The following is a 25,214-nucleotide window of genomic DNA, read 5'->3' on the forward strand; positions in this document are numbered from 1 at the left end:
AATTATTTGCTATCCTTTGCAACGATTCCCTGCAGATAGGTCAGGAACTTGTCACGCAGCTCAGGACGCTTCAGCGCCATTTCTACAGTTGCCTCCAGGAAGCCCTGCTTATCACCTACGTCATAGCGACGGCCTACAAAATCATAAGCATACATCGGCTGCTCCTTGGCCAATACCTTAAGCGCATCGGTAAGCTGGATTTCATTACCACGGCCGGGCTGAGTTTGCTCCAGAATCGGGAAAATTTCCGGTGTAATTACATAACGGCCCAAAACCGCCAGACGAGAGGGCGCTTCTTCTACCGCAGGCTTTTCTACCATATCATTTACCTTGACAGTGCGTGCTTCACCAGTCGGTTCACCGGCAACAATGCCATAAGCAGATACCTTCTCCTGCGGCACCTCCTGCACACCTAAAACGCTGGCACCGGTTTTATCATAGACATCGATCAGCTGCTTCAGCGCAGGCACCTGGCTGTCAACAACGTCGTCACCCAGCAATACAGCAAAGGGTTCATCGCCCACAAAATGCTTAGCGCACAAAATAGCATGGCCAAGTCCACGCGGTTCCTTTTGGCGGATATAGTGAATGCGGATATCAGAAATTTTGCGAACCAGCTCCAGCTCCTTGGTTTTGCCGCTGGCCTCCAGGTTCAGCTCCAGCTCGATGCTGCGGTCGAAATGATCTTCAATGGCACGCTTGCTGCGGCCGGTAATAATCAGGATATCCTCAATGCCGGAAGCAAGAGCCTCTTCGATAATATATTGGATGGTCGGTTTATCAACAATAGGCAGCATCTCCTTCGGAGTTGCTTTGGTAGCAGGCAAAAAGCGTGTGCCCAGGCCTGCTGCCGGAATAACGGCTTTACGTACAGGTTTAAACATTTAATCTTATCTCCTTTACAGACTCAAATGAAATATATGCATAGCAGCAACGCTGCAGACAGTGCTTTACGAAAAAACACGGATACTCAGGAAAGTTAAGCTTCTTCGCCGCCAATAACTTCCAATAATTCTGCTGTCTTCGCAGCAAGCAGCTCCTTATCACCCTTAGTTTCTACGTTCAGGCGCATTACAGGCTCCGTATTGGATACACGCACATTAAAGCGCCAGTTATCATAAGCAACGCTCAGGCCGTCCAGGTGATCCTGCTCGCCGTCAGCATATTTTTTGCCCAGCTCTGCCAGTACTGCTGCGGAATCAGCAACCTTGCGGTTGATTTCACCGCTGCAGGGATACATAGCAACGCGCTCGCCTACCAGCTCGCTTAGCTTTTTGCCGCTGCGGCACATCAGCTCGGTAACCAGCAGCCAGGGAATCATGCCGCTGTCGCAGCAGGAGAAATCGCGGAAATAATGATGCGCACTCATCTCGCCGCCGTACAGCACGTCATTGTTGCGCATGCATTCCTTCATAAAGGCATGGCCGCTCTTGCAGCGCACAGGCACACCGCCGTCACGCTGCAAAATAGCTTCCGTATTCCAGGTCAGGCGCGGGTCGAACATAATCTTCGCACCCGGCTCCTTGTGCAGGAAAACCTCCGCCAGCAGGCCGACAATGTAATAGCCTTCGATAAAATCTGCCTTCTCGTCAAAAAGGAAGCAGCGGTCGAAATCACCATCCCAAGCAATACCCAGATCAGCACCACTCTCGCGCACAACCTTGGCCGTAGCCTCACGATTTGGCAGCAGCAGCGGGTTAGGCACACCATTGGGGAAGGTGCCGTCAGGCGTTTCGTTCAGCGTAATAAACTCAAACGGCAAATGCTTAGCCAGCTCCTTCAAAATCGGGCCAGCACCACCATTGCCGGGGTTAGCAACAATCTTCATCGGTTTGAGCACACTCGTATCAACGTAAGTCAGTAAATGCTCAATATAAGCAGGCATAATATCCAGCTGCTCCAAGGCACCCATAGTCTTGCCTGCTACCACCTGATGTGCAAACGGCTTTGTAGTAGCAACCATCTCACCAATTTCCTTCAGACCGGTATCGCTGGAAATAGGACGCGCATCACGACGCACCAGCTTCATGCCATTGTATTCCTTAGGATTATGGCTGGCAGTAACCATAATACCGCCATCTGCTTTCAGATGCGCGGTAGCAAAATAAATCATTTCTGTACCACACTGGCCGATATCAATAACCTTGGTACCGCCATGGCGCAGTCCCTCTGTCAGCGCATCTACCAATGCTCTGCCGCTCAGGCGGATATCGTGTCCGACAACAACAGTTTCCGCAGCGAACATTGCTGAAAAAATGCGTCCTATACGGTAAGCCATTTCCTCGTTAACTTCTGTGGGATAAACGCCGCGTACATCGTAGGCCTTAAAAGCCTTGTTCGTAACTTGCATTTCTCTATTCTCCTTTTTTTATAGTGTATTTAGCAAAATTTCATTGTTCAAGAACCATTTTATATTATTCTTCATCAAACAAAAAAATCCTGCCTGCATTGCAGACAGGATTTAAATGCTACAGCTTTGCTCCGCTCGAACGGATAACTTCTTCCGCTGCCTCACCCAGATACCAACGGATAACGGAAAAGAACGGCAGCGTCACGCCATTATAATCAGGCACCAGACAGATGGTCGCCAGCATTTCCAGAACTTCATCCAGCTCACGGCCCTTACTAAGCTCATCACTTATCTGGTCCTCCAGCGTATGGATTACCTCTCGGCGCATACGCATCAGCCGCGGCGCATTCAGATTCAGCTCGTGGATAGTGCTGCGCGCCTTCCCCTGCAAATCTTTGGGGCAGGTATCTTCGTCTACATACATCCGCCCGCTATGCTCGGCATAGCGGAACAGGCGGATTTTGCCGGGAATCTTCAGCGGATTGAGAATATAGTTTGTAATTTCACGCCCACCCTTCGGCACATCACAGCTACGGTCCCGCTTCTGGCTGGAATAGCGCCACTCGGGATCAGGCACATACGGCTGACTGCCGCCGTGGCATACGCCCAACAGATTGCGCCAATCCAGATGATAGTTGTGCCCATGCTCCTGCGTAGCATTTTTCGGATAAAAATGCTCCACGCGGAAGTCGTCAACCTCGCCTTCCTCCTCCGCCAGCTTAATGCCTACCTCACAATAGGCGCAAAGGCCGTGCTGGTCACGCAAAATTGCTTCCCGCACCTGTTTATAACCCCTGCGGCAGCGACGGCGGAAATGCTCCCAGGTTTCCTCGGGATTATGCAGCCTGTACTGCCTGAGAAGCTCAGGTTCTTCCTTGCTTTTATAAACACGTTTCATGAGCGCCTCCTGCGGAACTGACGCATACGGATATCCATATCCGCACGCAGCAGAGCAGGCTCCTTGCCCTTGGACCATTTATCCAGCTTTTTGCGCAGCTCCAGCGCCTCCGGCGTATCCCAGGCATCCTCGCTCACCAGCTGCAGATAACGCTTTAAATCCTGCACAATCGGCAGAGCTTGCGGACGTGGGCTCACATTCTGAATATCCTGCAGCAGCTGATAGCTGTTGGCACCCAAGGAAAAATCTACGTGGCGCACGCCTTCGAACTGCTTGCCCCAGGCCAATACACGTATGCTCTCTGCCGGCACGCTGCTAAGCACCTGCGCACTATGCGTAGTCACTACAAACTGTACCATCGGGAAGGTTTTCTGTAAATCCAGCAGTACCGTCTGCTGCCACAGCGGGTGCAGATGCATTTCTACCTCATCAATCAATACAAGCCCCGGAGTCTTGGTTACCGCATCCTCACGCAGCTGCGGATTCAGACGCGCCATGCGATAGGCCAGGTCAGCCACCATGCTGATAATACTGCGGAAGCCGTCGCTCAATTCATCTACCACCATTTCACCCATATCGGGATGACTGACAACAAAGCATTTCAGGCGATAATTATAATACAAATCACGCAGGCCGGTACTTTCCAGACACACGTCTACAGCGTTCTGAATCGCATTCTTCAGCATCACATTGCGCTTCACCTCTGCGCTGTACTGCTGCTCTGACTGCGCACACTTGGTAACGTACTCAAACCATTTTCCGAAGGTGCTGTAGGAAGAAGACGGCTCCAGACATTCCTCGTAGCCTACATTGCGTTCCATCAGCGATTTATGAAAATTTGTCATCAGCTTGCTGTCTACCCAAATGCGCTGAGTACCGTAATAGGCCAGCACCGGCAGCAGCCTGTTGCCGTTCTCCTTGGCATCGTGCGCCAATGCACAGCCACGTTCGCACAGCTCATCAGCATCATCCTCAGGCACATTACACTCCAGCAGGCGGCGGGTACAGGTAAGCTTTTTGCCGTAAACCTCACCCTCCAGCTTAATTTCTACCGGATAATGGCATTCCATACCATCAATATGACGCATATCCTTTTTATAAACAGGCACACGTCGCACATCCTGGGGAGTAATTTGCCGGCCACTGGCATCAAAGCTGCGCAGATAGGGCTCCAGAGCAATTGCCAGCGCATCAAAAATCGCCGTCTTGCCCTTGCCGTTTTCACCTACAATAACTGTCAGCCTAGGTTCAAAATCAATATCAAGCTCATCGTAACAACGGAAATTCTTCAGCCTTAATCTTTCTATCTGCATAATCTGACCTCCGTTTCTGTATCTCTGCTTACATTATAGCATTATTTACATCCCATACTAAGATTTTTTACAGTTTTATTATGATTTTTTTGTGGCAGGGTGTATAATAAATAAACATCATCAGCAATTACTTGGTACTTGCCAACAATTACGCAATCGAAAGGAAAAACTGTTTATGAATATATTTCTTCTGCTTACAATCGCCATGCTCATGATTATCCTCATGCTGCGGCGTCACATCCCCATCGGCCCCTGTATGCTCACCAGCGGTATTTTTATCTGGCTGATGAAAGCACCGGAGCTGCCGTATCTGGTGCAGGCATTACGCGAAACCTTAACAATGCCGCGCACCTATGATATTCTTTTTGCCCTTTATTTTGTCATGTGCCTGGAAATCGAGCTGCGCACCAGCGGTGCATTGGCAGGTATGGTGCAGGCGCTGCAGCGCATCTTTTCCAGCGCTAAGGTAACCCTGGCCGTGATGCCTGCCTTCTTAGGACTGCTGCCGTCGTTGGGCGGCGCACGCTTCTCGGCTCCCATTGTAGAGGAAGCCAGCAAAAATCTGCCTATCGAACAAGACCACAAGGCAGCCATCAACTTCTGGTTCCGCCACATCTTTGAATTTTCCAGCCCGATTATCCCCGGTATGATTATGGCCTGCAACATCGCCGGTGTCAGCTACGGTGAATTTATTCTGCATCTGGCCTGGCTCACCGTCCTGGCCTTCGCCGCCGGCTGGTTTGTCCTCATCCGCCCCATTAAAGCAGATAATAACCGTACCGAAACCATTGCCAATGACAGTCAGTGTACACAGGATTTATGGTTGGCGCTCTCGCCTGTCATTATCACCTTTATTCTCGTAGTATTCTGCAGCTTTAATGCCTCCGCCGGCATGGGCCTGGTCACAGCCTGCCTGTTTCTGGTCCTGCGCTTTACTAAGCGTGAGGTCGGTCTCAAGGATGTTGTTATCGGTGCGCTGGACATCAAAATGTTTCTCAATGTGCTCTGCATCCTCTACTTCATTCAGATCTTGACCGTCACCCACGTGCTGCAGGAAATCGTCGCAGCCTTCCAAAGCTCTCCGCTGCCGGTGCCTGTTATCATCGCCTGCGTCAGCTTCATCATCGGCGTGCTTACAGGTATGTCGCAAGGACACGTGGCCATCGTTATGCCCATTGTCGCCGCTATGCAGACAGGCAGCCTGAACCTGGCCGGCGTTGCCATGGCCTTCGGTATTGCCGGACAAATGCTTACCCCGACGCATATGTGTCTTGTTATCACCGTCGATTATTTTAAAGCCAACTTTTTCAAAACGCTTAAGCCAGTCCTGCTTTGCGAAATCATCATTCTGACTCTCTTTACAGCTTATACATATTTCACATGGTAAACTTTCAGTGCTTAATCAGCAGCAAGCAGTGTTCGGATTAGTCCTCAAAACACTGTCCGCCGCAGATTAAGCACTTTATTTTTATTATTTGCTTGCAGTAGCACAAAGATTAAGTGTATAATAATGTTATCTATTCTTAAATTTTGGAGGGGTGTTTGTGAATTATACAGAAATGGTAGTATTCATTATCTACCTGTTGTTCATGCTATCAATCGGCATCTGGTTCTTCTATAAAAATCGTCAGGGTGGTGAAAAAACCTACTTTCTCGGCGGCCGTCAGATGGGACCGTGGGTAACCGCGCTTTCTGCCGGTGCTTCTGATATGAGTGCCTGGGTGCTCATGGGCTTGCCGACATCTATCTACGCTCTCGGCCTCGGTCAGGCCTGGATCAGTATCGGCCTGCTCACCGGCTATTCCTTAAGCTGGATTTTCCAGGCTCCGCGCCTGCGTCGTTTTTCCATCGTGGCCAACGATGCCATCACTATTCCGCAGTACCTCAGCAACCGCTTTTTATCTAAGTCCCACGTGCTGCAGGTAATCTGTGCAATTGTTTTTCTGATTGCCTACACTATTTATTCCGCATCCAGCATCAAGGCTTGCGGTACTCTGTTCAACACCGTTATCGGCATTGATCAGACCTACACCATGTATGTGGCAGCCTTTATCATCATCGGCTACACCTTCTTAGGCGGCTTCTCCGCTGTTTGCTGGACCGACTTCTACCAAGGCCTGATGATTTTAGGTTCTCTGCTGATTGCACCTATCTTCGCAGTATCCTTAATCAATCCACAGGCTGTTGCCGGCATTCCGCCCGATTACTGGAATCCGGTTGCCAAAACCTCTGATATTATCTCCGGCTTCGGCTGGGGTCTCGGCTACTTCGGTATGCCGCATATCATCATCCGCTTCATGTCCCTCAAATCCCAAAAGGAAATGAAGAAATCCGCTGTTATCGCTATCAGCTGGACCGCCCTCATCTGCTTCTTCGCTACCATGGTAGGCGTTGTTGGCCGTATGTATCTGGGCCTGGATGAAAACATCAACCAAAACTCTCTGGTATTCATCGCCATGGTTCGCAGCATTTTCCCGGCTCTGATGAGCGGTATCCTGCTCTCCGGCGTATTGGCAGCTTCCATGAGTACTGCTTCCAGTCAGCTGCTCGCTTCCGCTTCTGCCTTTGCCAGCGACGTTTATAAGCCTGTAATCCGTAAATACCAGTCCGGTGACAAGGAAATGCTTTGGGCTGGCCGCATCGTCGTACTCGTTATCTCCTTCGTTGCGCTGCTTATTGCCGATTCCCCGCGTGCAGGCAGCATTATGGAGCTGGTTGCCAACGCCTGGGGCGTATTCGGTGCAGCCTTCGGCTCTGCTATCATGCTCAGCCTTTTCTGGCGCGGCTTCACCTTCCAGGGTGCTGTAGCCTGCATCATCGTCGGTGCTGTTGTCGATATCGGCTGGTACCTGACTATGGCAGCCTCCACCGGCATCTACGAAATTATCCCCGGCTTTTTTGCCAGCCTTATAGCAGGCGTCATTGTTTCCCTGCTCAGCGGCGGTCCTTCCAAGGATGTTGCTGAACTTTATGATAAAGCCAACAATTACGTTGAGTAATAATGGTAAAGCTAAAAAAATCAGCCAAATAAGAAAGTCCGATTTGTCAGAACAGACGAATCGGACTTTTTATATTCTCAGCAAAAATTCAAGCTAATTTTACTCAACGAAGCAAAAGCATAGCATTTTCACCGCACTCATATTATAATAAAAGTGAGCACTAAACTATCAACAAGCATTTGCTGAATACATTATATGAGGAGGTTCTGCTATGCGTACTTTTCTGCCATTAGCCTTTTGGTACTGGCTCTATAATCAGCTCTTCTTCTTTTTGGGGGCATTAGGATTTTTTGTAATTCATTTTCTTGTTGCTTTCATTGGCTTCGGCGGCATGGATACACTTGCCAGCGGCATTTTGATAACACTTTATGCCTTAATCCTCTATAAGCTCTTCGGGCGTTTTCTCTGGCGCAGCAGGCTGCAGCAATATAATCCCGGCAACACACAGCTGCTTTGCGCCTCACTGTTGCCGCTGATTTTAGGCAGCGTTGTTCTCACCGCCAGCTTTGCCATAGCAGACGGCAAAATCTACAACACTATGACTGCCATGCCTGTGCTCGCAGCCATCAATCTCAGCCTTTCCTACCTGCCGCTCGCCAAAAGCGTCTGGACTATGCTCATTTTAGGCAGCATTTTCAACATCTTCACCATCACCTGCTTCTGGCGCTACTGCCGCAAGTATCTGCAGCAGGAAATTCCCTGGCTGAAGCTGTTCACAATAATAGCTATCTGTCTGGCAGTCTGCACCATCATTATTTACAGCATAACCATTATGTATCTGCCTGATGACAAAGTAGGAGGATGAGATAGTCAAAATTTTATCATCATTAATCCAAACATCTTATGAAATTTTTGCAAATATACCTCTAACCATATTTTCTATGATATAATAAGTCTAACATACAAATTTAATACTGTTGTCGTTCTCTTAGGAGTATTGTAGTACCAACTGCAATACTCCTTTTTTAATAGCATCATCAATACGTATTGTTTTTATACGTGTTAAATGATACAATTATGAAAGGAGCAATATCATGAAATTTAAAGAACTGGAAAAGCTACTGAAAAAAGCCGGTTGGACATTATATTCGACCAGAGGCTCCCACTTTTATTACGTACATCCACGCCAGTCTAATAAAGTAACTGTTCCTAACCATAAGGGAGATATTCCCATAGGCACAGTTAAAGCTATTTTCAAACAAGCCGGTTTAGATTTTCAGAAAGGGTGATTTTATGTTATCAATGTATCCTGCGTGCTTTTATAAAGAAAAAGACGGACAATACACCGTAATTTTCCCAGACCTTAACCACCTGGCAACCTGTGGTACGGATTTACAAGATGCTATGAAAATGGCAACAGACTGCCTTGCCGGCTTTCTTTACGAAGCAAAGCTCAGCAATGAAGCTGTTCCGGCACCATCTGAATTAAACACTATTGACGTTAACGAAGAATATAGCGATTACGCAGAAGCCTTTGTTAATATAGTAAGTGTTGATGTAGAAGCATATGCCAAAGAGCACTTTACCAAAGCAGTCAAAAAAACTCTCACCATCCCCAAATGGTTAAATGATGCGGCAATTGCCAAAAAGCTGAACTTCTCCAAAATTTTACAGGATGCTCTCAAGCACGAGCTCAATATCGGATAAAGCAAAAATCACAACCGGTTATATTATTAACCGATTGTGATTTTTTATTATAGCTTCAATATTTACTTACCGGCAATTTTGCCGTAGCATTCAGGTCTGCGATCGCGGAACAGGCCCCAGCTCAGTCTGTCCTCAGCCAAAGCTGCCAAATCATACTCCGCATAAAGAATTTCTTCCTGATCACGCGATGCATCCTGTACAAGCTCACCGGTACCGTCGGTCATAAAGGAAGAGCCGTAGAACAGCAAGGAGGACTGTTGGCCCGCATTGCCTTCGCAGGGCTCCACAGTTTCCAAACCGATGCGGTTTGCGGCTACCACAGGCATCAGATTGGCTGCGCTATGGCCTTGCATAACACGACGCCAATGCGGCATGCTGTCGCAGTCTAAGATAGGCTCGGAACCGATTGCCGTAGGATAGAACAAAAGCTCTGCTCCGTTCAGCGCCAGGCAGCGTGCTGTCTCAGGGAACCATTGGTCCCAGCAGATACCGATACCGACACGGCCATACTTGGTATTGAAAACCGTAAAGCCGCTGTTACCGGGTTTAAAGTAAAATTTTTCCTGATAAAAATGATCGTCAGGAATATGTGTTTTGCGATAAACGCCTAAAATCTCACCGTCAGCATCAATGCAGGCGATGGAATTATATAATTCGTTGACATCACGCTCAAAAAAGCTGATAGGCAGAACGATATTCAGCTCCTTTGCCAAACGCTTGCCCATCTGCACCGCAGGATTTTCTTCCGTAGGCAGTGCATATTGATAGAAATCATAGCGGCGCTGCTGGCAGAAATACGGACGCTCCCACAGCTCCGGCAGCAGAATAATCTGCGCACCGTTCGCTGCAGCTTCGCGCACCAGCGCTTCAGCGTGCTGCAAATTTTCTTCTACGGTCGGCGCACAGCGCATCTGCACTGCTGCCACCTTTACCTTGCTCATAAGCACACTCCCTTCGGAATTTGCTGTGTAATGCAGTGAATATTGCCGCCACCGGTCAAAATTGCCCGCGCCGGTATCTGCACTACCTTACGCTCCGGACAGAGCTTGGCAAGAATTTCCGCCGCCAACGTATCGCTAGCCGCATTCTCACCGCCAAAGGCAGGCACTACAACACTGTCATTACTGAAATAAAAGTTTACATACGAAGCCGCCAGACGTTCACCTGCCTCGCGCATATCCTCACCCTCGACAAAGTCGAAGCCTGCTACCTCGTCCTCGGTAATGCACACAGGCACCGCAGGCACGGGCAGCTTATGCACGATGATTTTGCGTCCCTTGGCATCCGTCAGCTGCTCCAAAGCATCCAGGCTTGCCTTGCTCAAGGCATACTGCGGATCAGCTTCGTTATCTGTCCACGCCAGCACCACCTCACCGGGGCGGATAAAGGCACAGACATTATCTACATGCTCGTTTGTTTCATCGTTATAAATACCGCGCGGAATCCACAAAACCTTTTCCACGCCCAGGTAAGTCTTAAGCTTTTGCTCAATCTGCTCTTTGGAAAGGTCGGGATTGCGTCCTGCGCTCAGCAGGCAGGCCTCCGTTACGAGTGCCGTGCCCTCGCCGTCACAGTGAATAGAACCGCCCTCCAGCACGAAGGGAACAGCATCATACAGGGCAGCACCATAATGCTCGGCAAACTTTTCCGCAAAAGCATCGTCCTGCTCATAATCGGGATACAGGCCGTCTACCTCGCCGCCCCAGGCATTGAAGCGCCAGTTCACACCGCGCAGCTCACGTCCCTGTGCGCCGTCGCGTACAACAAAAGTCGGGCCGATGTCACGCGCCCAGCTGTCATCCGTTTCCATAGCAACCAGCTCAACATTGGCGACACCTGCAAGATATTTCTGCGCCACAGCAAAGTGCTTAGCACCGCAGATAACATAAACCTTTTCGCTCGCCGCAATCGCCTTAATCACAGCCGTAAACGCTTCGCAGGCCGCAACTGCGCCAAAGCTCCAGGAGCCCGGACGCTGCGGCCACACGATAATGCAGCCGTCATGCGGTTCGTATTCGCCTGGCATGTGAAAGCCGTCAGCAGCGGGAGTAAAGTTTTTCTCTAACATCATGACAAACGTCCTTTAAAATCTTCATAACCGAAACGGCGTACCAGCTCTGTAGTACCGTCCTTGTGCAGCAGCACAATATCAGGCAGCGGAATGCCGTTAAAGGTATTATTTTTAACCATGGAATAAATCGCCATATCCTCAAAAATCAGCTTATCGCCAACCTTGATTTCCTTGTCAAAGCTGTAATCGCCAATCACGTCACCGGCCAGACAGGTCATCGAGGATAAACGGTATTTATATTGCTTTTCGTCAGCCTCATAACCGCCGCGCAGAGGCGGACGGTAAGGCATCTCCAGCACATCAGGCATATGGCAGGCAGCCGAGGCATCAAGGATAAGAATATCCAGACCGTTATGCACAATATCCAACACCTCGGTCACAAGATAACCGGCATTGAGCGCCACAGCCTCACCGGGCTCCAGATATACCTCAACATGATAGGTATTACGAATATATTTTACTAAATCAATCAGCGCTTCCACATCATAATCACTGCGCGTAATATGATGGCCGCCGCCCAGATTCAACCATTTAAGCTGCTTAAAGTACTTGCTGAACTTCGCTTCGAAAGCCTTCCAGGTAGTCAGCAGATCATCAGCATTCTGCTCACACAGCGTATGGAAATGCAGGCCTTCGATTTCCGGCGGCAAAACCTCCGGAAAGTTCGCCAGCGTTACGCCCAGACGTGAGCCATAGGCACATGGGTCATAAATTGCATGCTCACCCTCCTGCGTCGAGCATTCCGGGTTCACGCGGATACCAACGCTCACACCGGCCTGAGCGCAGACAGCCTTATGCTTTTCAAACTGCGCAAAGCTGTTGAAAATGATATGGTCGCAGATTTGCACCAGCTCCTGCATATCCTGCTCCTTAAAAGCAGGTGCAAAAACATGGTTCTCCTTGCCCATCTCCTCATGACCGAGGCGCGCTTCATAAATGCCGCTTGCCGTCGTGCCTGCCAAATATTCGCCCATCAGCGGATACAGGCGGAACATAGAAAAGCATTTCTGTGCCAGCAGAATATGCGCACCGCTTTCGCGCTGCACATGCTGCAAAAGACGCAGATTATTCAGCAGCTTAGCCTCATCAACCACATAGCAGGGAGTCGGCAGCGCCTTCAGCGCCGCCTCCTCACGCTCTGCGCGCAAATTCTTCTGCAAATCAGCCAGACGGGAAGCACCCTCAGCCTTGTCGACAACATATGCCGGCATTACAGTTTTCTTGGCGTCCGTCATCTTATTCTACCGTAGCCGGGTTTTCGTCAACAACCCAAGGCAGGCCGAACTTATTCAGCATATCCATGTACGGATCCGGATCGAATTCTTCCACATTGAATACGCCTTTGCCCTGCCATTGCTTAGTAATAACCAGAGCAGTACCGATCATTGCAGGAACGCCGGTGGTGTAGCTGATAGCCTGAGAGCCGACCTCTTTGTAGCATTCCTGATGGTCGCAGATATTATAAATATAAATGGTCTTTTTCTTGCCATCTTTGGTACCGGTGAAGATACAGCCGATGTTGGTTTTGCCTACGGTGCGAGGACCGAGGGAAGCAGGATCCGGCAGCAGCGCTTTAAGGAACTGAATAGGAACGATTTCCTTGCCTTCATAGTTAATCGGCTTGGTGGACAGCATGCCAACGTTCTCCAGGCACTTCATATGTGTCAGATAGCTTTGGCCGAAGGTCATGAAGAAGCGGATGCGTTTTACTCCGGGGATATTCTTCGCCAGAGATTCAATTTCCTCATGGTGCAGCAGATACATATCCTTCATGCCAACCTCAGGGAAATCATACTCGCGTTTAATAGCCATAGCCGGGATTTCTACCCAATGGCCGTTTTCCCAATAGGAGCCGGGAGCAGAAACCTCACGCAGATTAATTTCGGGGTTGAAGTTGGTAGCAAACGGATAACCGTGATCGCCGCCGTTGCAGTCCAGAATATCAATAGTTTCGATTTCATCAAAATAATGCTTCAGTGCATAAGCAGAGAATACACTGGTAACACCGGGGTCAAAGCCGGTGCCGAGCAGAGCCATGATGCCGGCCTGCTCAAATTTTTCTTTATAAGCCCATTGCCAGGAATAATCGAAGTAAGCAGAGAAGCCCTCTTCCTTGCAGCGCTTGTCATAAACTGCACGCCATGCAGGATCGTCAATGTTTTCCGGCTCATAGTTAGCGGTATCGATGTAATCAACCTTGCATTCCAGGCAGGCATCCATAATAGTCAGGTCCTGATAAGGCAGAGCAACATTTAGCACTGCGTCTGGCTGGTAAGCCTTAATCAGCTGTACAAGCTGTTCCTTGCTGTCAGCGTCAACCTGTGCTGTAGTAATCACAGTAGAGGTCGTGGGCTGCAGCTTTTCTTTAACTGCGTCACATTTGGACTTCGTACGGCTGGCAATACACAGCTCGGTGAAAACATTACTGTTTTGGCAGCATTTTGCGATAGCTACGCCGGCAACACCGCCGCAGCCGATTACTAATAATTTACTCATAATTCAAATCATCTCCTGTTCATAAATTAAATAAATTATCTCTCTTCTTCCTCAAGCATATCTTCAACATACTTAGGCAGCATAAACGCTCCCTTATGCAGATGCTCGGAATAATACCATGTTTTAATACCACGCTCCAGCCACTTCTTGGCATCAAAATCCTTCAGCGGATGATATTTCTTAGAAGCGAAGCCAAACAGCCAGTAGCCGGAAGGACAGGTCGGAATGTGCGCCTGATATACACGGCTGATGGGAAAGCTGTGGCTGGCCTTGCGGTGCATGGCGCGGCAGGTTTCCTCGTCCTCATCGTAGAAGGGACTGCCATGCTGATAAACCATGATGCCGTCCTCTTTGAGCGCACGGAAGCAGTTACCGTAGAATTCCTTGGTAAACAGGCCCGCTGCATGACCTAAGGGATCGATAGCATCGCTGATAATCAGATCGTATTCATCAACCTTGGTACGCAAAAAGCGCAGACCGTTAGCGTTGAAAACAGTTACGCGCGGGTCATCAAGACCGCAGGCGTTATCCGGAAAATAGTCACGGCAGACATCGATAAAAACATGGTCCGTTTCTACTACGTCGATTTCCTCTATTTCATCATAATGCGTCAGCTCGCGCGCTACACCGCCGTCGCCGCCGCCGATTACCAGTACCTTGCGCACATGCGGATGCACTGCCATAGGCACATGAACAATCATTTCGTCATAAACAAATTCGTCCTTTTCTGAAAAGACTATGGTACCGTCACAGCTGATAAAGCGGCCGAATTCCTTAGATTCAAAAACGTCTATTCTTTGGAAATCCGTATCCGCACCGAAAAGCTGCTTTTCGATTTTGATATCCAGCTTCACATCTTCTGTATGATAGTCAGAAAACCATAGCTCCATTTAATCACGTCCTTTATACTAATACATTGATATTATTAACATCCGGATCCTCAGGTCCCTGCATTGAGCAACCCTTTTCCTTAGCGTAAATAATATAATCGATAATATCCTTGGTAATAACCTCACCCGGCGCCAAAATAGGAATTCCCGGCGGGTAGCACATTACAAACTCACTGCAGATGCGTCCCGCAGTTTCGCGTATAGGCAAAGATTCGTCCTTGGCATAAAAAGCCTTCTGCGGCGAAACAACAACCTTAGGCGCGATATATTCGGTATTGAGCATTTGCGACGGGTCCTTGGAATACAGGCGCTTGATATCCGCCAAAGCACCTACAAGACGTTCAATATCCTGAATACGATCACCGATAGAAATATAAGCAAGAATATTGGCGATATCACCGAACTCAATCTGGATATCATATTCATCGCGCAGCAAATCATAAACCTCGATGCCTGCAAGACCAATATCACGCGTATAGACCGAAAGCTTGGTAACATCAAAATCATAAATACTACTGCCGTTTTTCAGCTCGCGTCCGTAAGCATAAAAGCCGCCGATAGAATTAATTTCCTCGCGGGCATACTCCGCCATCTCCTGCACCTTGCCGAAGGATTCCTCGCCGCGCATATACAGGTTACGGCGTGAAATATCCAGGCTGGAAAGCAGAAGATACGAAGCACTGGTAGTCTGCGTCAGATTAATAATCTGGCTTACATACTCCCAGTTAACATTCGGGCCCGTCAGCAAAAGGCTGCTCTGCGTCAGGCTGCCGCCTGATTTGTGCATGGAAACAGATGCCATGTCAGCACCGGCCGCCATCGCATTAACAGGCATATTTTTTCCGAAATAAAAATGTGTACCGTGCGCCTCGTCTACCAGGCAGAGCATGTTATGCTCATGCGCCAGCTTGACGATAGAACGCAAATCCGAACAGATACCATAATAAGTAGGATTGTTTACGAGCACTGCCGTAGCATCGGGATTTGCCTTAATCGCCTTAGCTACCTCGCCGATCTCCATCCCCAGAGAAATTCCCAGCTTACTGTCAACCTGCGGATTGATATAAACCGGAATCGCGCCATTAAGTACGAGCGCGTTAATCACACTTTTGTGTACATTGCGCGGCAGGATAATTTTATCGCCTGCCTTACAAGAGGACAACACCATGCTTTGCACGGACGAGGTCGTACCCCCTACCATAAAGAATGCGTGTGCCGCACCGAAAGCCTCTGCTGCCAGCTCCTCTGCGTCACGGATTACCGAAACAGGGTGGCAGAGATTATCAAGAGGCTTCATAGAGTTGACATCCAGGTTTACGCATTTTTCTCCCAGCAGCTCGCGAAGCTCCGGGTTGCCACGACCGCGCTTATGACCTGGTACATCAAATGGTACAACGCGTTTTTTACGAAAACGCTCCAGTGCCTCGTACACCGGAGCAGAAGTTTGTGATAAATTTCCCATTTTCTTCTCCAAAGCATAAAAAAATAAAAGGACAGATGATATTTTCTTCTGTCCCTTTATCGTAACATTTTTAACCTGTTTCAGCAAGAGTTTTAAGAGTAACTAAGCAAAATCTTAGCCAATTCAGTTTATCTCATCGTTAGCGAATTTTACAAAATCATTAATTCCCAGTCCCGGAGCTACCATCGGGAGCACCATATTTTTAGGATTAACGCAAACCTCTATAAGATAAGGCTTCCTGCATTCCCACGCCTTGGCCACTGCCTGAGCCAAAGCCTCCGGCGTATCCGCATGCTCACCTTCAATTCCGAAGGCAGCAGCATATTTTACAAAGTCAACATAGCCCGGCAGCTCGCAGGCCGTAAAGCGTTTGGCAAACTGCACCGTCTGCAGCTGGCGTATCATTCCCAGTCCGCTGTTATTGAACACTATAGCGATAACAGGCACATTATTGCTTGCAATAGTAAAAAGCTCGCTGCCTGTCATCTTAAAGCCGCCGTCACCGCTTATACTGATGACACGGCTCTGCGGACGCGCCATCTGTGCGCCTAACGCAGCAGGCAGACCGAATCCCATCGTTCCCAATCCGCCGCTTGTCAGCCACTGGCGGGCAAACTGTATCTTCAAATGCTGCGCTGCCCACATCTGATGCTGGCCTACGTCCGTAGTAATAATATAATCCTTGTCCTTGAGCACCGGATTCAATGCTTTAAAAAACTTGGGCGCCTCCTCGTTTCCAAAATCATCGTCCATCCCCGGCCAGGAGTTTATTTTGTCCCACCACGAGCTCAAATCGTGCGGCTGCGCTGCCTTTTTCAACGCATTCAGCGTTGCCACCATATCTCCAGTGATGCCTATGCCCGAATCAATATTTTTATCTACCTCAGCAGGGTCAATATCCAAATGGATAATAAGCTTGTTGGCACTATAGCTGCTGCGCTCGCCCGTAACGCGGTCATTAAAGCGGCTGCCGACAGCCAAAATCAGGTCAGCTTCCTTAACGGCATTATTGGCACGTTCATGTCCATGCAGGCCTGTCATTCCCAAAAACAGCTGTCGGTAGGCACTAATCGCACCAAGCCCCATCAACGTGCTGACAACCGGAATATGCAGCTTTTCACACAAATGCATGGCATCATATTCTGCATTGGCATTGATAACGCCACCGCCGACCAGCATTACCGGGCGCTGTGCCTTGTTGATAGCCGCTGCGGCCGCTGCCACACGCTCAGCATCAGGCTCCAACGGCTGCAGCTCCGCCAGACTGGCTTCCTCAAAATCTATCAGCGCCGTCTGCACATCGCGCGGCACGTCTACCAACACCGGTCCCGGGCGTCCTTCACGCGCCAGCTGGAAGGCAAGTCGCAATGTCTGCGCCAGGTTTTCCGGCTTTTTAACTAAAAAATTATGCTTGGTAATAGGCATTGTAATACCGGTGATATCTACCTCCTGGAACGCGTCATGGCCGATAAGCGCCCTGTTTACCTGACCTGTAACGGCCACCACCGGTACGGAATCCAAAAATGCCGTTGCCAGGCCTGTGACCAGGTTGGTTGCACCGGGACCTGATGTAGCTATACACACGCCCACCTTACCTGAAGCACGCGCAAAGCCGTCTGCCGCATGCGCAGCACCCTGCTCATGCGCCGTTAATATATGTTGTATCGGACTTTGCCGTAATGCATCATAAAAAGGGAGAATCGCACCCCCGGGATATCCGAAAACCGTTGTTACCCCTTCTTCTGCCAGTATTCTGCACATAATCTCTGCGCCGCTTAACTGCATACGCTCACTTCCTTCCGCAAATCTATCTCTTATATTGCCGCATGACCATCATCCAGCGGCGGCCATTCAAAACGTGATTTCTCCACAGCCAGCGACGTATCACCGCGCTCTAAAGCAACAAGGCCGGTCTGTACCATTTCGGTTACGCCGTACGGGCGCATGACATCAACAAAAGCCCGCAGCTTTCCTTCATCACCTGTAGCAACAAATATCAGTGACTCACCGGTTACATCCACAGCATGCGCACGGAACACTTCCGCCAGCTGCAACAGCTCCGGACGCTTATTTCCGGCCTTTACCTTAACCAGAATCATGCTGCGGGTAGCACTGGATTTAGGAGGCAGTACCTTGACACGTTCTACCTCAACCAGCTTCGCCAGCTGTTTGGTAACCTGGATAATGGTCGGCTCGTCAGCCTCCATCGTCACTGTCATACGTGAGAACTCCGGATTTTGCGTCGTGCCTACAGCCAAGCTGTCAATATTGAAGCCACGACGTGAAAACATGCCTGCTACACGCATCAGTACGCCAGGCTGATTACGTACAACAATCGATAAAATCTGCTCCATATCTTTCCCTCCTGCAATAACATGTCTACAGTTCTGATGCTCTTACAAATCTGTCAGGCTTGCCGGCATCATCTAATCAGTGTTTTTTTATTATTTCAGCAAGCAGTTTTTTTGTCAACAGAAAGTGTAATATTTGTAAATTATTTTTCGATTGCAGCTTATTAGTGTAAACACTATTACAGATTTCAGTGTACAAAAAAGCTCACGCAGCTATTGCTACGTGAGCAGTAAAACCTCCAACAGCATTCTTTTGTTTAACAGTTGAAGCATATAATCAAAAAGCTCACGTGACCATTCCACGTGAGCCTGATTTATAAGGTTGGTGCGAGTGACAGGAATCGAACCTGCACGCCGAAAGGCGCTAGATCCTAAGTCTAGTGCGTCTGCCAGTTCCGCCACACTCGCATATAAAATATTATATCATAACAAGAACATCTATGGCAACTGTCCATGTAAACAAAAAGCCGTCCTTCTTTCGAAGAACGGCCTTAAATTCGTGGTGATCCACCCGAGACTCGAACTCGGGACACCCTGATTAAAAGTCAGGTGCTCTACCAACTGAGCTAGTGGATCATTGGCTGGGGCGGCTGGACTCGAACCAACGCATGCGGGAGTCAAAGTCCCGTGCCTTACCGACTTGGCTACGCCCCAAGCTTATTAGTGGTTATTCAGATTCATCCAAATCTGAAAAGGTGGGGTGACTGGTGGGAGTCGAACCCACGCGTAACGGAGCCACAATCCGCCGTGTTAACCACTTCACCACAGCCACCATCTTGTTTCCAAGCTGAATAGCTTGGCGACGAATAGTATTATACTATATTCCCGGCACTGCGTCAATAGGAAAATTTAATTTTTATAAAAAATTTTACGGCAATCACCGGACATAGTCAAAAATTGCTTCGCAGCAGTTAATCAGCGGCGGGCAATAACTTCAATTTCTACATGAGCGCCTTTAGGCAGAGCTGCTACCTGTACAAATGAGCGTGCCGGCGGCTCAATCTTAAAGGTTTTTGCATAAACAGCATTAATAGCATCAAAATTCTTGATGTCATCTACAAAAATAGTAGTTTTTACAACATCCATGAATCTGAAGCGTGCTTCCGTCAGGATAGCCTCAATATTGTCTAAAACCTGCTGAGTTTCAGCTTCGATAGAGCTTTGAACCATTTCACCTGTTTCCGGATTGATAGCAATCTGACCGGATACAAACAGAATAGAACCTGCTAATACAGCTTGAGAATAAGGACCTAAAGCTTTGGGTGCATTTGTTGTTGCAATAACTTCCATGATTAAAGTCTCCTTTGCTACTTTTTTATTTACGGGCAAAGTATTTTTTCGCCCACTCTATAGCCGAAGGCGTTGCGGCCATACCGCCGCCTGCGGTTTCCTTCAAAGCACAGGGAAGCGCATCCCCCACGCTCTTCATGGCATCAATTGCTTCATCAGCGTTTATAAAGCTGCTGATTCCGGCCAACGCCAGCTCTGCTGCCAACAGCGCCTGCAAAGCACAGGCTCCGTTACGTTTAATGCAGGGTACTTCTACCAGGCCTGCCACAGGATCGCAGACAAGGCCCAGCACGTTTTTAAAAACAACTGCTACTGCTGTACCAACCTGCTGCGGTGTGCCACCCAGCATAGAAACCGCAGCACCTGCTGCCATAGCCGCAGCACTGCCGCATTCTGCCTGACAGCCACCCATAGCACCTGCCAGAGAAGCGCGCTCGTTGATTACCATACCAATACTGCCGGCAACCACCATACCACGCTGCAAGGTTGCATCGTCCAGTCCGCAGTGCTTTTTCAGGGTGAAGAACACTCCCGGAAGTACGCCGCTGGCACCTGCGGTAGGAGCAGCAACTATACGGCCCATAGCCGCGTTGCATTCACCAACTGCTGTAGCATAGATAACTGCATCCAAAGCCTTCTCGCCCAAAAGATTGACAAAGCCTTCGGCGCCTGCAGCTGCAGCCAGCTTTTTGGCATCGCCGCCGGTCAGACCGCTATGCGAGCGGACACCGGTTAACCCATGCTCTACTGATTTCTCCATAACGTCCAGCATTTCCTGCATCTTCGCCAGTAAATCTTCCTGACTGCATTCCAACTCGCGCATATTGTAGTCTATGAGAAATTCGTCTAACGGCTGCTGCCATTCAGCAGCCTCTTTAATCCAGCTGTTCAAAGACAGCATTTCTTTTTTCATGCTGCACCCCTTACAAAACACTGGCGATAAAACGCACCGATTCTATCTGCTGCAGCGCACTGATAAGATTGATAATCTCCTGCGGCACTGCCTCATCACATTCAATAACCATAGATGCCATACCGCCCTTGTCGCTGCGGAACAAGCGCATTGTAGCGATATTTACGCCGACATTGGCCAAGGTACTGGTAACCAGCGCAATAACACCTCTTGTATCAATATGCACTGTCAAAATAGCAGGCAGGCGTCCAGTAAGCTCTACAGGGAACCCGTCAATTTCCGTAACCTGTACCTGACCGCCGCCAACAGAAGAACCGACGATATCACAACGGGCACCATTTTCTGCAGTCAGCTTAAAAAGCACAGTGTTGGGATGAGCCTTATTGCCCAAATCAATTTTATGATAGGAATATTCCAAGCCGTTTTTCTCCGCAAAGCTGTCAGCCTGCGGAATGCGTTCATCATCCGGCAGCCAGCCCATCAGGCCAGCAAGCAGCGCCATATCCGTGCCGTGTCCCTTATAGGTTTCGGCAAAAGAACCATGCAGATAAATTTCTGCCTTTACCGGTTTAGAGCCAAGAATACTGGCGGCCAAAAGTCCCAGACGAACAGCACCGGCAGTATGCGAGCTGGAGGGACCAATCATCACCGGTCCGATAATATCCAAAATACTCATAAAGCACCTCTATTCATCACTGGCCAGCGAACGATGTGCCAGTCCGACACACAGCTCATTGAGATTCAGCACGCCAACGCCCATATAAATAGCAACACAAAGATGCTCTCCGGCGCGAGCAATACCTATTTTGCCGCCGACGTTGAAGCCAAAGGCCTTAACCTTCACCTGTTCCAACGCTTCGTGCGCCGCTCCGGCCACAGCACCGGCACCTACATGAGATTCGGTTACCAGTCCCTGACGCTGCGCGGCAACTACAGCGCGCTCGACAATTTTTACAATAGAAGGAATAAATTCACCGCCGAAATCAACAGCTGTCGAACGGATACCATGCTCCGCTAAGCGTTCCTTTACCTTCGTTTCCTCCATGCGACTGGAGGTAAGTGCAATACGCAAGGCAGCACGGCCGATTTCGATGCTGTTGATGCAGCTTTTACTACATTCATGCATGTTAGTCACACCCCTCACAAAACTATTTTTATATCAGCAGGCGCAAAGATTACTCGTCCTCTTCAGGAACCTCTACAACCTCTTTGATTTTATTTTTATCCAGCATTGCTACCAACAGGAAGGTAATAATGCAGATAGGCCATTCAAAGTAAATTACTTCGTTGGCAAAAAGCGGTTTGATGCCTGCCAGCGGGCTGCCGGGAACAAACCAGAGAGCGATGCCGATAAGGCTCACCAATGTAGTCCAGAAAGCAGAGCTGCGACGGCACAGGCCGGGAGCGAACATCGTAAAGAAGAACACACAGGTCAGGCCGCAGGTCATAGACAAACCGGCAATCATTGTCTTAACAATGCCTGCCGCATTGAAGGCAAACCACAGAGTAATCAGGCCGACAGCAAAAACAGACAGACGATTGATGATGACAAATTTATTTTCCGCAACAGCAGGATTAATAAAGCGTTTGTAAATATCATTACTGAAGAGCGTAGCCGCACCCAGCAGAATAGTGCAGGCAGTAGATACATCCGCAGCCCACAAAGCAGCCAGAGTTACACCGCCGGCAAGAGGATCCAGAGTCATAACAACCTTGGGCATAGCAAGTGCAGCCTGTGCCACCGGCATTTCCGGATACATAGCCTTGCAGACAACGCCCAACACAGCGCAGATGAAGCCAACCGGGAAAATCATCAGGCCGGCCAGAACATAACCGTTGCGGGCAGCCTTGGCATTTTTCGCACCGCAGGCAATCTGTACAGGGCCCTGCGCAGTAATAGTCTGGGTAATCATAACGATAATCCAGCCAAGAATAGTAGCAAAAGCCAGGCCTGCTACCGGACTGCCCATAACCTCGGGGTTAGGCAGCTTACTGAGCACTGCATCCCAACCGCCTACGTTGGATACAGATTGGATTGCAGAGTAGATAATACCGATATAAATCAAGGTAACGCTGACGATATTTGCCAGACCGCTGGACCAAAGACCGCCAATCAAGGTGATACCGATAAATACCACGGCACTCATAATCATACCGCCATGGAAGGAGAAAATCTCCGGCAACAGCGAGGATAAAATCGCACCGCCTGCCATATACTGCAAAGCAGTAATAACGCACATAATGATAACCAGACCAATCGCAGCGATGGCACGGCCTTTAGTATCATAATAGAACTCAAAGAATTCCGGGATAGTAGAAACCTTCATGGAACGCAGCTTACCTGCTGCCAAAAGGCCCATAACAATAGCACCGATAGACCAGGCACCGTTATACCAGCCTGCTGCCAGACCAACACTGAAAGCACGCTGAGCTACACCTACGGTAGAAGCGGCACCGACTGCCAGACCGGTAACATTGACAGCTACCAGAATCGTGTTCAGCTTACGTCCGGCCAGCAAAAACGCTGTTGAACCCGAATCAGCCTTGTGCTTAACCCACAAGCTGATGCCAAAAAGCAACGCGATGTACACTACGACAATTACCAACTGAATAGACATAAAAATTACACTACCTTTCTTCCATGCTACAAAAGCATAATACTTGTGCTGTAAGAATATAAACCATGCTACCATCCTACAACGTACAATAATTTGTCTTATATTATACCAACTTTTTTTAGTAAATTAAAGCTCCCGCCAAAACTTTTCTGCAGCGGGAAATTTTTGAAATAAAATTTACGTAAAATCTTTCTTGCGCAAGCGTAAGAAAAAGGATTTTATTTATTTTTGTCGAATTGTTTAATGTATGTTGTGATACAATGGAGGAAAGAAATATGTTTACTTATAAAACTAGCGGAGTCTGCTCCCGCGAGATTCATTTTGATATAGTTGACAGCAAGCTGCACAATGTAAGCTTTGACGGCGGCTGCCCTGGAAATCTGGCTGCTATCGGCAAGCTGGTAGAAGGCAAGGACGCTAAAGCAGTTGCCGATTTGCTCAAAGGCAATGACTGCCGCGGCCGCGGCACAAGCTGCGCCGACCAATTAGCAAAAGCCATCGAAGAGCATCTGTAAGCGCAGCTATTGCGACGCAGACGGTGCTTTATCGCAGTGCCAAACTTATATAGGCGTGGGAGAAAGTGCCGGATGCTAGGCAATGGCGACGACGGCGTACTTCTTGTACGTCTAGGAGCCGTTGTGACGCAGACGGTGCTTTATCGCACGTCTACATAAAGGAAGAGGAAAGGAGGAACCCTACTATGTACAAAATTTTAAAAAGTACCGACCAAGGACTGGACGAGCTGGAGCTGGAACATCTGGAAAAGGGCTACTGGCTTGACATAGTGGCTCCTTCTGTAGAAGAGCTGCAGGAAATAGCGGCAGCGACAAAAATCCAGATGGATTTTTTGAGTGCCGCACTGGACGAAGAAGAAAAATCGCGTATTGAAGTAGAAGATGACCAGATTCTGATCTTGGTCGACATCCCTTTTTTACGCAGCAATAAAGATTATGACACCCTGCCTTTAGGTATCGTAGTAACCGAAGAAGGTATTGCCACTATCTGTTTGGAACCTAACGCCGTAACTGCAGACTTTGGCACGCACAACAGTAAAATGTTCAGCACCTTCAAAAAAACGCGCTTTTTGTTCCAGATTCTTTATAAATCCGCTACTCTCTATCTGAAATATATCCGTATCATCATCCGCCGTACGGATGAACTGGAAATTCACCTGCGCCAGTCCATGGAAAACAGCGAGCTCTTCAACCTGCTTGATCTGCAGAAGTCCTTGACCTATTTTTCCACCTCTCTGCGCAGTAATTCCATTGTACTGGAAAGATTGCTGCGTCTGCGTAATGCGACGCAGTCCCAGCATCTTATAAAAGTATACGAAGAAGATGAGGATTTGCTGGACGATGTTATCATCGAATATAAGCAGGCTGTAGAAATGGTTGAAATGTACAGCCACATTCTTAACAGCATGATGGAAGTTTTTGCCAGCATCATCAGCAACAACCTGAACCTAGTCATGAAATTTTTGGCATCCGTCACCATTATTTTGGCGATTCCTACACTCATCAGCGGTTTGTGGGGCATGAACGTACCTGTCCCCTTTGCGGAAAACCCCTTCGGTTTCCTTATCGTCATCAGTCTGGCGGCATGTATTGCCATCGGCACTGCCTTCCTGCTGTGGAAGAAGAGAATGTTCTGAGGTTAGAAAATGTCTAAAGTTACGCAAGAAAAACTGCTCGCCGGAATTATTTTCGGCGACAATGATAACGAAGAATATATTTACCTGCCCGGTGGAGAGGTTGGCAGCGAAGCGCCTCTTTGCGTGCTGGAACGCGGCGGCAGCCGTGAGGACCTGCCTCTTGAAGAAGCGGCACAGCAGGTTCATCGTCTTGCGCTGCGCCCCTGTACCCATCCTCTTTGGGGCAAGCGTTCATACTAAATCATAATACCGCAAGGAGGATTGC

The 25,214-nt window shown here is 48.8% G+C and carries 25 protein-coding genes and 4 tRNA genes; 8 read left to right on the forward strand and 21 right to left on the reverse strand.

The genetic code is table 11. The annotated features are described in order from the left end of the window. Positions 1 to 2: 2 nt before the first annotated feature. From galU to Q7Q81_RS00745, 4 genes are all read right to left on the reverse strand, one after another. A complete protein-coding gene (gene galU, locus Q7Q81_RS00730) occupies positions 3 to 884 on the reverse strand; it encodes a UTP--glucose-1-phosphate uridylyltransferase GalU (protein ID WP_304272889.1) in 882 nt (293 codons plus the stop codon). A 95-nt stretch (positions 885 to 979) separates the two neighbouring features. Next, entirely contained in the window at positions 980 to 2,350 is a 1,371-nt protein-coding gene (locus Q7Q81_RS00735; protein WP_304272891.1) for a phosphomannomutase, read from the reverse strand. Between the two features lie 118 nt (positions 2,351 to 2,468). Beyond that, on the reverse strand, positions 2,469 to 3,248 hold the full coding sequence (locus Q7Q81_RS00740; RefSeq protein WP_304272895.1) for a retron system putative HNH endonuclease: 780 nt from the start codon (positions 3,246 to 3,248) through the stop codon (positions 2,469 to 2,471). Then, a complete protein-coding gene (locus Q7Q81_RS00745) occupies positions 3,245 to 4,561 on the reverse strand; it encodes an AAA family ATPase (protein WP_210685078.1) in 1,317 nt (438 codons plus the stop codon). Before Q7Q81_RS00745 ends, Q7Q81_RS00740 begins: the two co-directional genes overlap by 4 nt. A gap of 175 nt (positions 4,562 to 4,736) precedes the next feature. Between Q7Q81_RS00745 and Q7Q81_RS00750 the strand changes: the two genes are divergently transcribed. The 5 genes from Q7Q81_RS00750 (at position 4,737) to Q7Q81_RS00770 (ending at position 9,207) form a co-directional block, all read left to right on the forward strand. Further along, positions 4,737 to 5,948: a DUF401 family protein gene (locus Q7Q81_RS00750; RefSeq protein ID WP_304272898.1), complete on the forward strand. Its 1,212-nt coding sequence runs from the start codon at positions 4,737 to 4,739 to the stop codon at positions 5,946 to 5,948. A 157-nt stretch (positions 5,949 to 6,105) separates the two neighbouring features. After that, positions 6,106 to 7,560: a sodium/proline symporter gene (locus Q7Q81_RS00755; protein ID WP_304272901.1), complete on the forward strand. Its 1,455-nt coding sequence runs from the start codon at positions 6,106 to 6,108 to the stop codon at positions 7,558 to 7,560. Positions 7,561 to 7,771: 211 nt separating this feature from the next. Further along, positions 7,772 to 8,365 (forward strand): hypothetical protein, encoded by a 594-nt coding sequence (locus Q7Q81_RS00760; RefSeq protein ID WP_304075017.1) that lies wholly within the window; start codon positions 7,772 to 7,774, stop codon positions 8,363 to 8,365. Between the two features lie 229 nt (positions 8,366 to 8,594). Continuing rightward, positions 8,595 to 8,789 (forward strand): type II toxin-antitoxin system HicA family toxin, encoded by a 195-nt coding sequence (locus Q7Q81_RS00765; protein ID WP_304272903.1) that lies wholly within the window; start codon positions 8,595 to 8,597, stop codon positions 8,787 to 8,789. Between the two features lie 4 nt (positions 8,790 to 8,793). Then, entirely contained in the window at positions 8,794 to 9,207 is a 414-nt protein-coding gene (locus tag Q7Q81_RS00770) for a type II toxin-antitoxin system HicB family antitoxin (RefSeq protein WP_304272906.1), read from the forward strand. Positions 9,208 to 9,269: 62 nt separating this feature from the next. On the opposite strand, the gene aguB is transcribed toward Q7Q81_RS00770, so the two are convergent. The 17 genes from aguB to Q7Q81_RS00855 form a co-directional block, all read right to left on the reverse strand. Beyond that, entirely contained in the window at positions 9,270 to 10,148 is an 879-nt protein-coding gene (gene aguB / locus Q7Q81_RS00775) for an N-carbamoylputrescine amidase (protein ID WP_304093079.1), read from the reverse strand. Then, positions 10,145 to 11,278, reverse strand: coding sequence for an agmatine deiminase (gene aguA, locus Q7Q81_RS00780; protein WP_304272909.1), 1,134 nt, complete (start codon positions 11,276 to 11,278; stop codon positions 10,145 to 10,147). The genes aguB and aguA overlap by 4 nt, the downstream gene beginning before the upstream one ends. After that, the gene (gene nspC / locus Q7Q81_RS00785) at positions 11,275 to 12,513 is read right to left on the reverse strand and encodes a carboxynorspermidine decarboxylase (RefSeq protein ID WP_304272912.1); all 1,239 of its coding nucleotides are present in this window, start codon (positions 12,511 to 12,513) and stop codon (positions 11,275 to 11,277) included. The genes aguA and nspC overlap by 4 nt, the downstream gene beginning before the upstream one ends. A gap of 1 nt (position 12,514) precedes the next feature. Beyond that, entirely contained in the window at positions 12,515 to 13,774 is a 1,260-nt protein-coding gene (locus tag Q7Q81_RS00790; protein WP_304272914.1) for a saccharopine dehydrogenase family protein, read from the reverse strand. 35 nt (positions 13,775 to 13,809) lie between these two features. Beyond that, on the reverse strand, positions 13,810 to 14,664 hold the full coding sequence (gene speE, locus Q7Q81_RS00795; protein ID WP_009144908.1) for a polyamine aminopropyltransferase: 855 nt from the start codon (positions 14,662 to 14,664) through the stop codon (positions 13,810 to 13,812). Between the two features lie 13 nt (positions 14,665 to 14,677). After that, positions 14,678 to 16,126 (reverse strand): aminotransferase class I/II-fold pyridoxal phosphate-dependent enzyme, encoded by a 1,449-nt coding sequence (locus Q7Q81_RS00800; RefSeq protein WP_304272917.1) that lies wholly within the window; start codon positions 16,124 to 16,126, stop codon positions 14,678 to 14,680. Between the two features lie 123 nt (positions 16,127 to 16,249). After that, positions 16,250 to 17,911 (reverse strand): biosynthetic-type acetolactate synthase large subunit, encoded by a 1,662-nt coding sequence (gene ilvB / locus Q7Q81_RS00805; protein WP_304272920.1) that lies wholly within the window; start codon positions 17,909 to 17,911, stop codon positions 16,250 to 16,252. 29 nt (positions 17,912 to 17,940) lie between these two features. After that, on the reverse strand, positions 17,941 to 18,480 hold the full coding sequence (ilvN, locus tag Q7Q81_RS00810) for an acetolactate synthase small subunit (RefSeq protein ID WP_021720421.1): 540 nt from the start codon (positions 18,478 to 18,480) through the stop codon (positions 17,941 to 17,943). Positions 18,481 to 18,800: 320 nt separating this feature from the next. After that, a tRNA-Leu gene (locus Q7Q81_RS00815) sits at positions 18,801 to 18,885 on the reverse strand. Between the two features lie 92 nt (positions 18,886 to 18,977). After that, a tRNA-Lys gene (locus Q7Q81_RS00820) sits at positions 18,978 to 19,053 on the reverse strand. 2 nt (positions 19,054 to 19,055) lie between these two features. After that, positions 19,056 to 19,131: transfer RNA gene (locus Q7Q81_RS00825), tRNA-Gln, on the reverse strand. 42 nt (positions 19,132 to 19,173) lie between these two features. Continuing rightward, positions 19,174 to 19,249, reverse strand: a tRNA-His gene (locus Q7Q81_RS00830). 143 nt (positions 19,250 to 19,392) lie between these two features. After that, positions 19,393 to 19,767 carry a RidA family protein gene (locus Q7Q81_RS00835; RefSeq protein WP_021720424.1) on the reverse strand — a complete coding sequence of 125 codons (375 nt, stop codon included), beginning with the start codon at positions 19,765 to 19,767 and terminating at the stop codon, positions 19,393 to 19,395. A 25-nt stretch (positions 19,768 to 19,792) separates the two neighbouring features. After that, positions 19,793 to 20,680 (reverse strand): L-serine ammonia-lyase, iron-sulfur-dependent, subunit alpha, encoded by an 888-nt coding sequence (sdaAA, locus tag Q7Q81_RS00840; protein ID WP_303679137.1) that lies wholly within the window; start codon positions 20,678 to 20,680, stop codon positions 19,793 to 19,795. A gap of 10 nt (positions 20,681 to 20,690) precedes the next feature. Next, positions 20,691 to 21,356, reverse strand: coding sequence for an L-serine ammonia-lyase, iron-sulfur-dependent subunit beta (gene sdaAB, locus Q7Q81_RS00845; protein ID WP_304272923.1), 666 nt, complete (start codon positions 21,354 to 21,356; stop codon positions 20,691 to 20,693). Positions 21,357 to 21,365: 9 nt separating this feature from the next. Further along, the gene (locus tag Q7Q81_RS00850) at positions 21,366 to 21,806 is read right to left on the reverse strand and encodes a HutP family protein (RefSeq protein WP_304242747.1); all 441 of its coding nucleotides are present in this window, start codon (positions 21,804 to 21,806) and stop codon (positions 21,366 to 21,368) included. Positions 21,807 to 21,855: 49 nt separating this feature from the next. After that, positions 21,856 to 23,298 (reverse strand): sodium:solute symporter family protein, encoded by a 1,443-nt coding sequence (locus Q7Q81_RS00855; RefSeq protein WP_304269403.1) that lies wholly within the window; start codon positions 23,296 to 23,298, stop codon positions 21,856 to 21,858. A gap of 275 nt (positions 23,299 to 23,573) precedes the next feature. Between Q7Q81_RS00855 and Q7Q81_RS00860 the strand changes: the two genes are divergently transcribed. The 3 genes from Q7Q81_RS00860 to Q7Q81_RS00870 all read left to right on the forward strand — a co-directional run bounded on the left by Q7Q81_RS00860 (position 23,574) and on the right by Q7Q81_RS00870 (position 25,189). After that, positions 23,574 to 23,813, forward strand: coding sequence for a TIGR03905 family TSCPD domain-containing protein (locus Q7Q81_RS00860; protein ID WP_304272927.1), 240 nt, complete (start codon positions 23,574 to 23,576; stop codon positions 23,811 to 23,813). A gap of 185 nt (positions 23,814 to 23,998) precedes the next feature. Continuing rightward, positions 23,999 to 24,949 (forward strand): magnesium transporter CorA family protein, encoded by a 951-nt coding sequence (locus tag Q7Q81_RS00865; RefSeq protein ID WP_021720430.1) that lies wholly within the window; start codon positions 23,999 to 24,001, stop codon positions 24,947 to 24,949. A 9-nt stretch (positions 24,950 to 24,958) separates the two neighbouring features. Further along, complete coding sequence (locus Q7Q81_RS00870; RefSeq protein ID WP_299824688.1) at positions 24,959 to 25,189, forward strand: hypothetical protein; 231 nt, start codon at positions 24,959 to 24,961, stop codon at positions 25,187 to 25,189. The last annotated feature ends 25 nt before the right edge of the window (positions 25,190 to 25,214 follow it).

It is taken from the genome of Phascolarctobacterium succinatutens, assembly GCF_958453765.1.
In the GTDB taxonomy this organism is placed as follows: Bacteria; Bacillota; Negativicutes; order Acidaminococcales; family Acidaminococcaceae; genus Phascolarctobacterium_A; species Phascolarctobacterium_A succinatutens_B.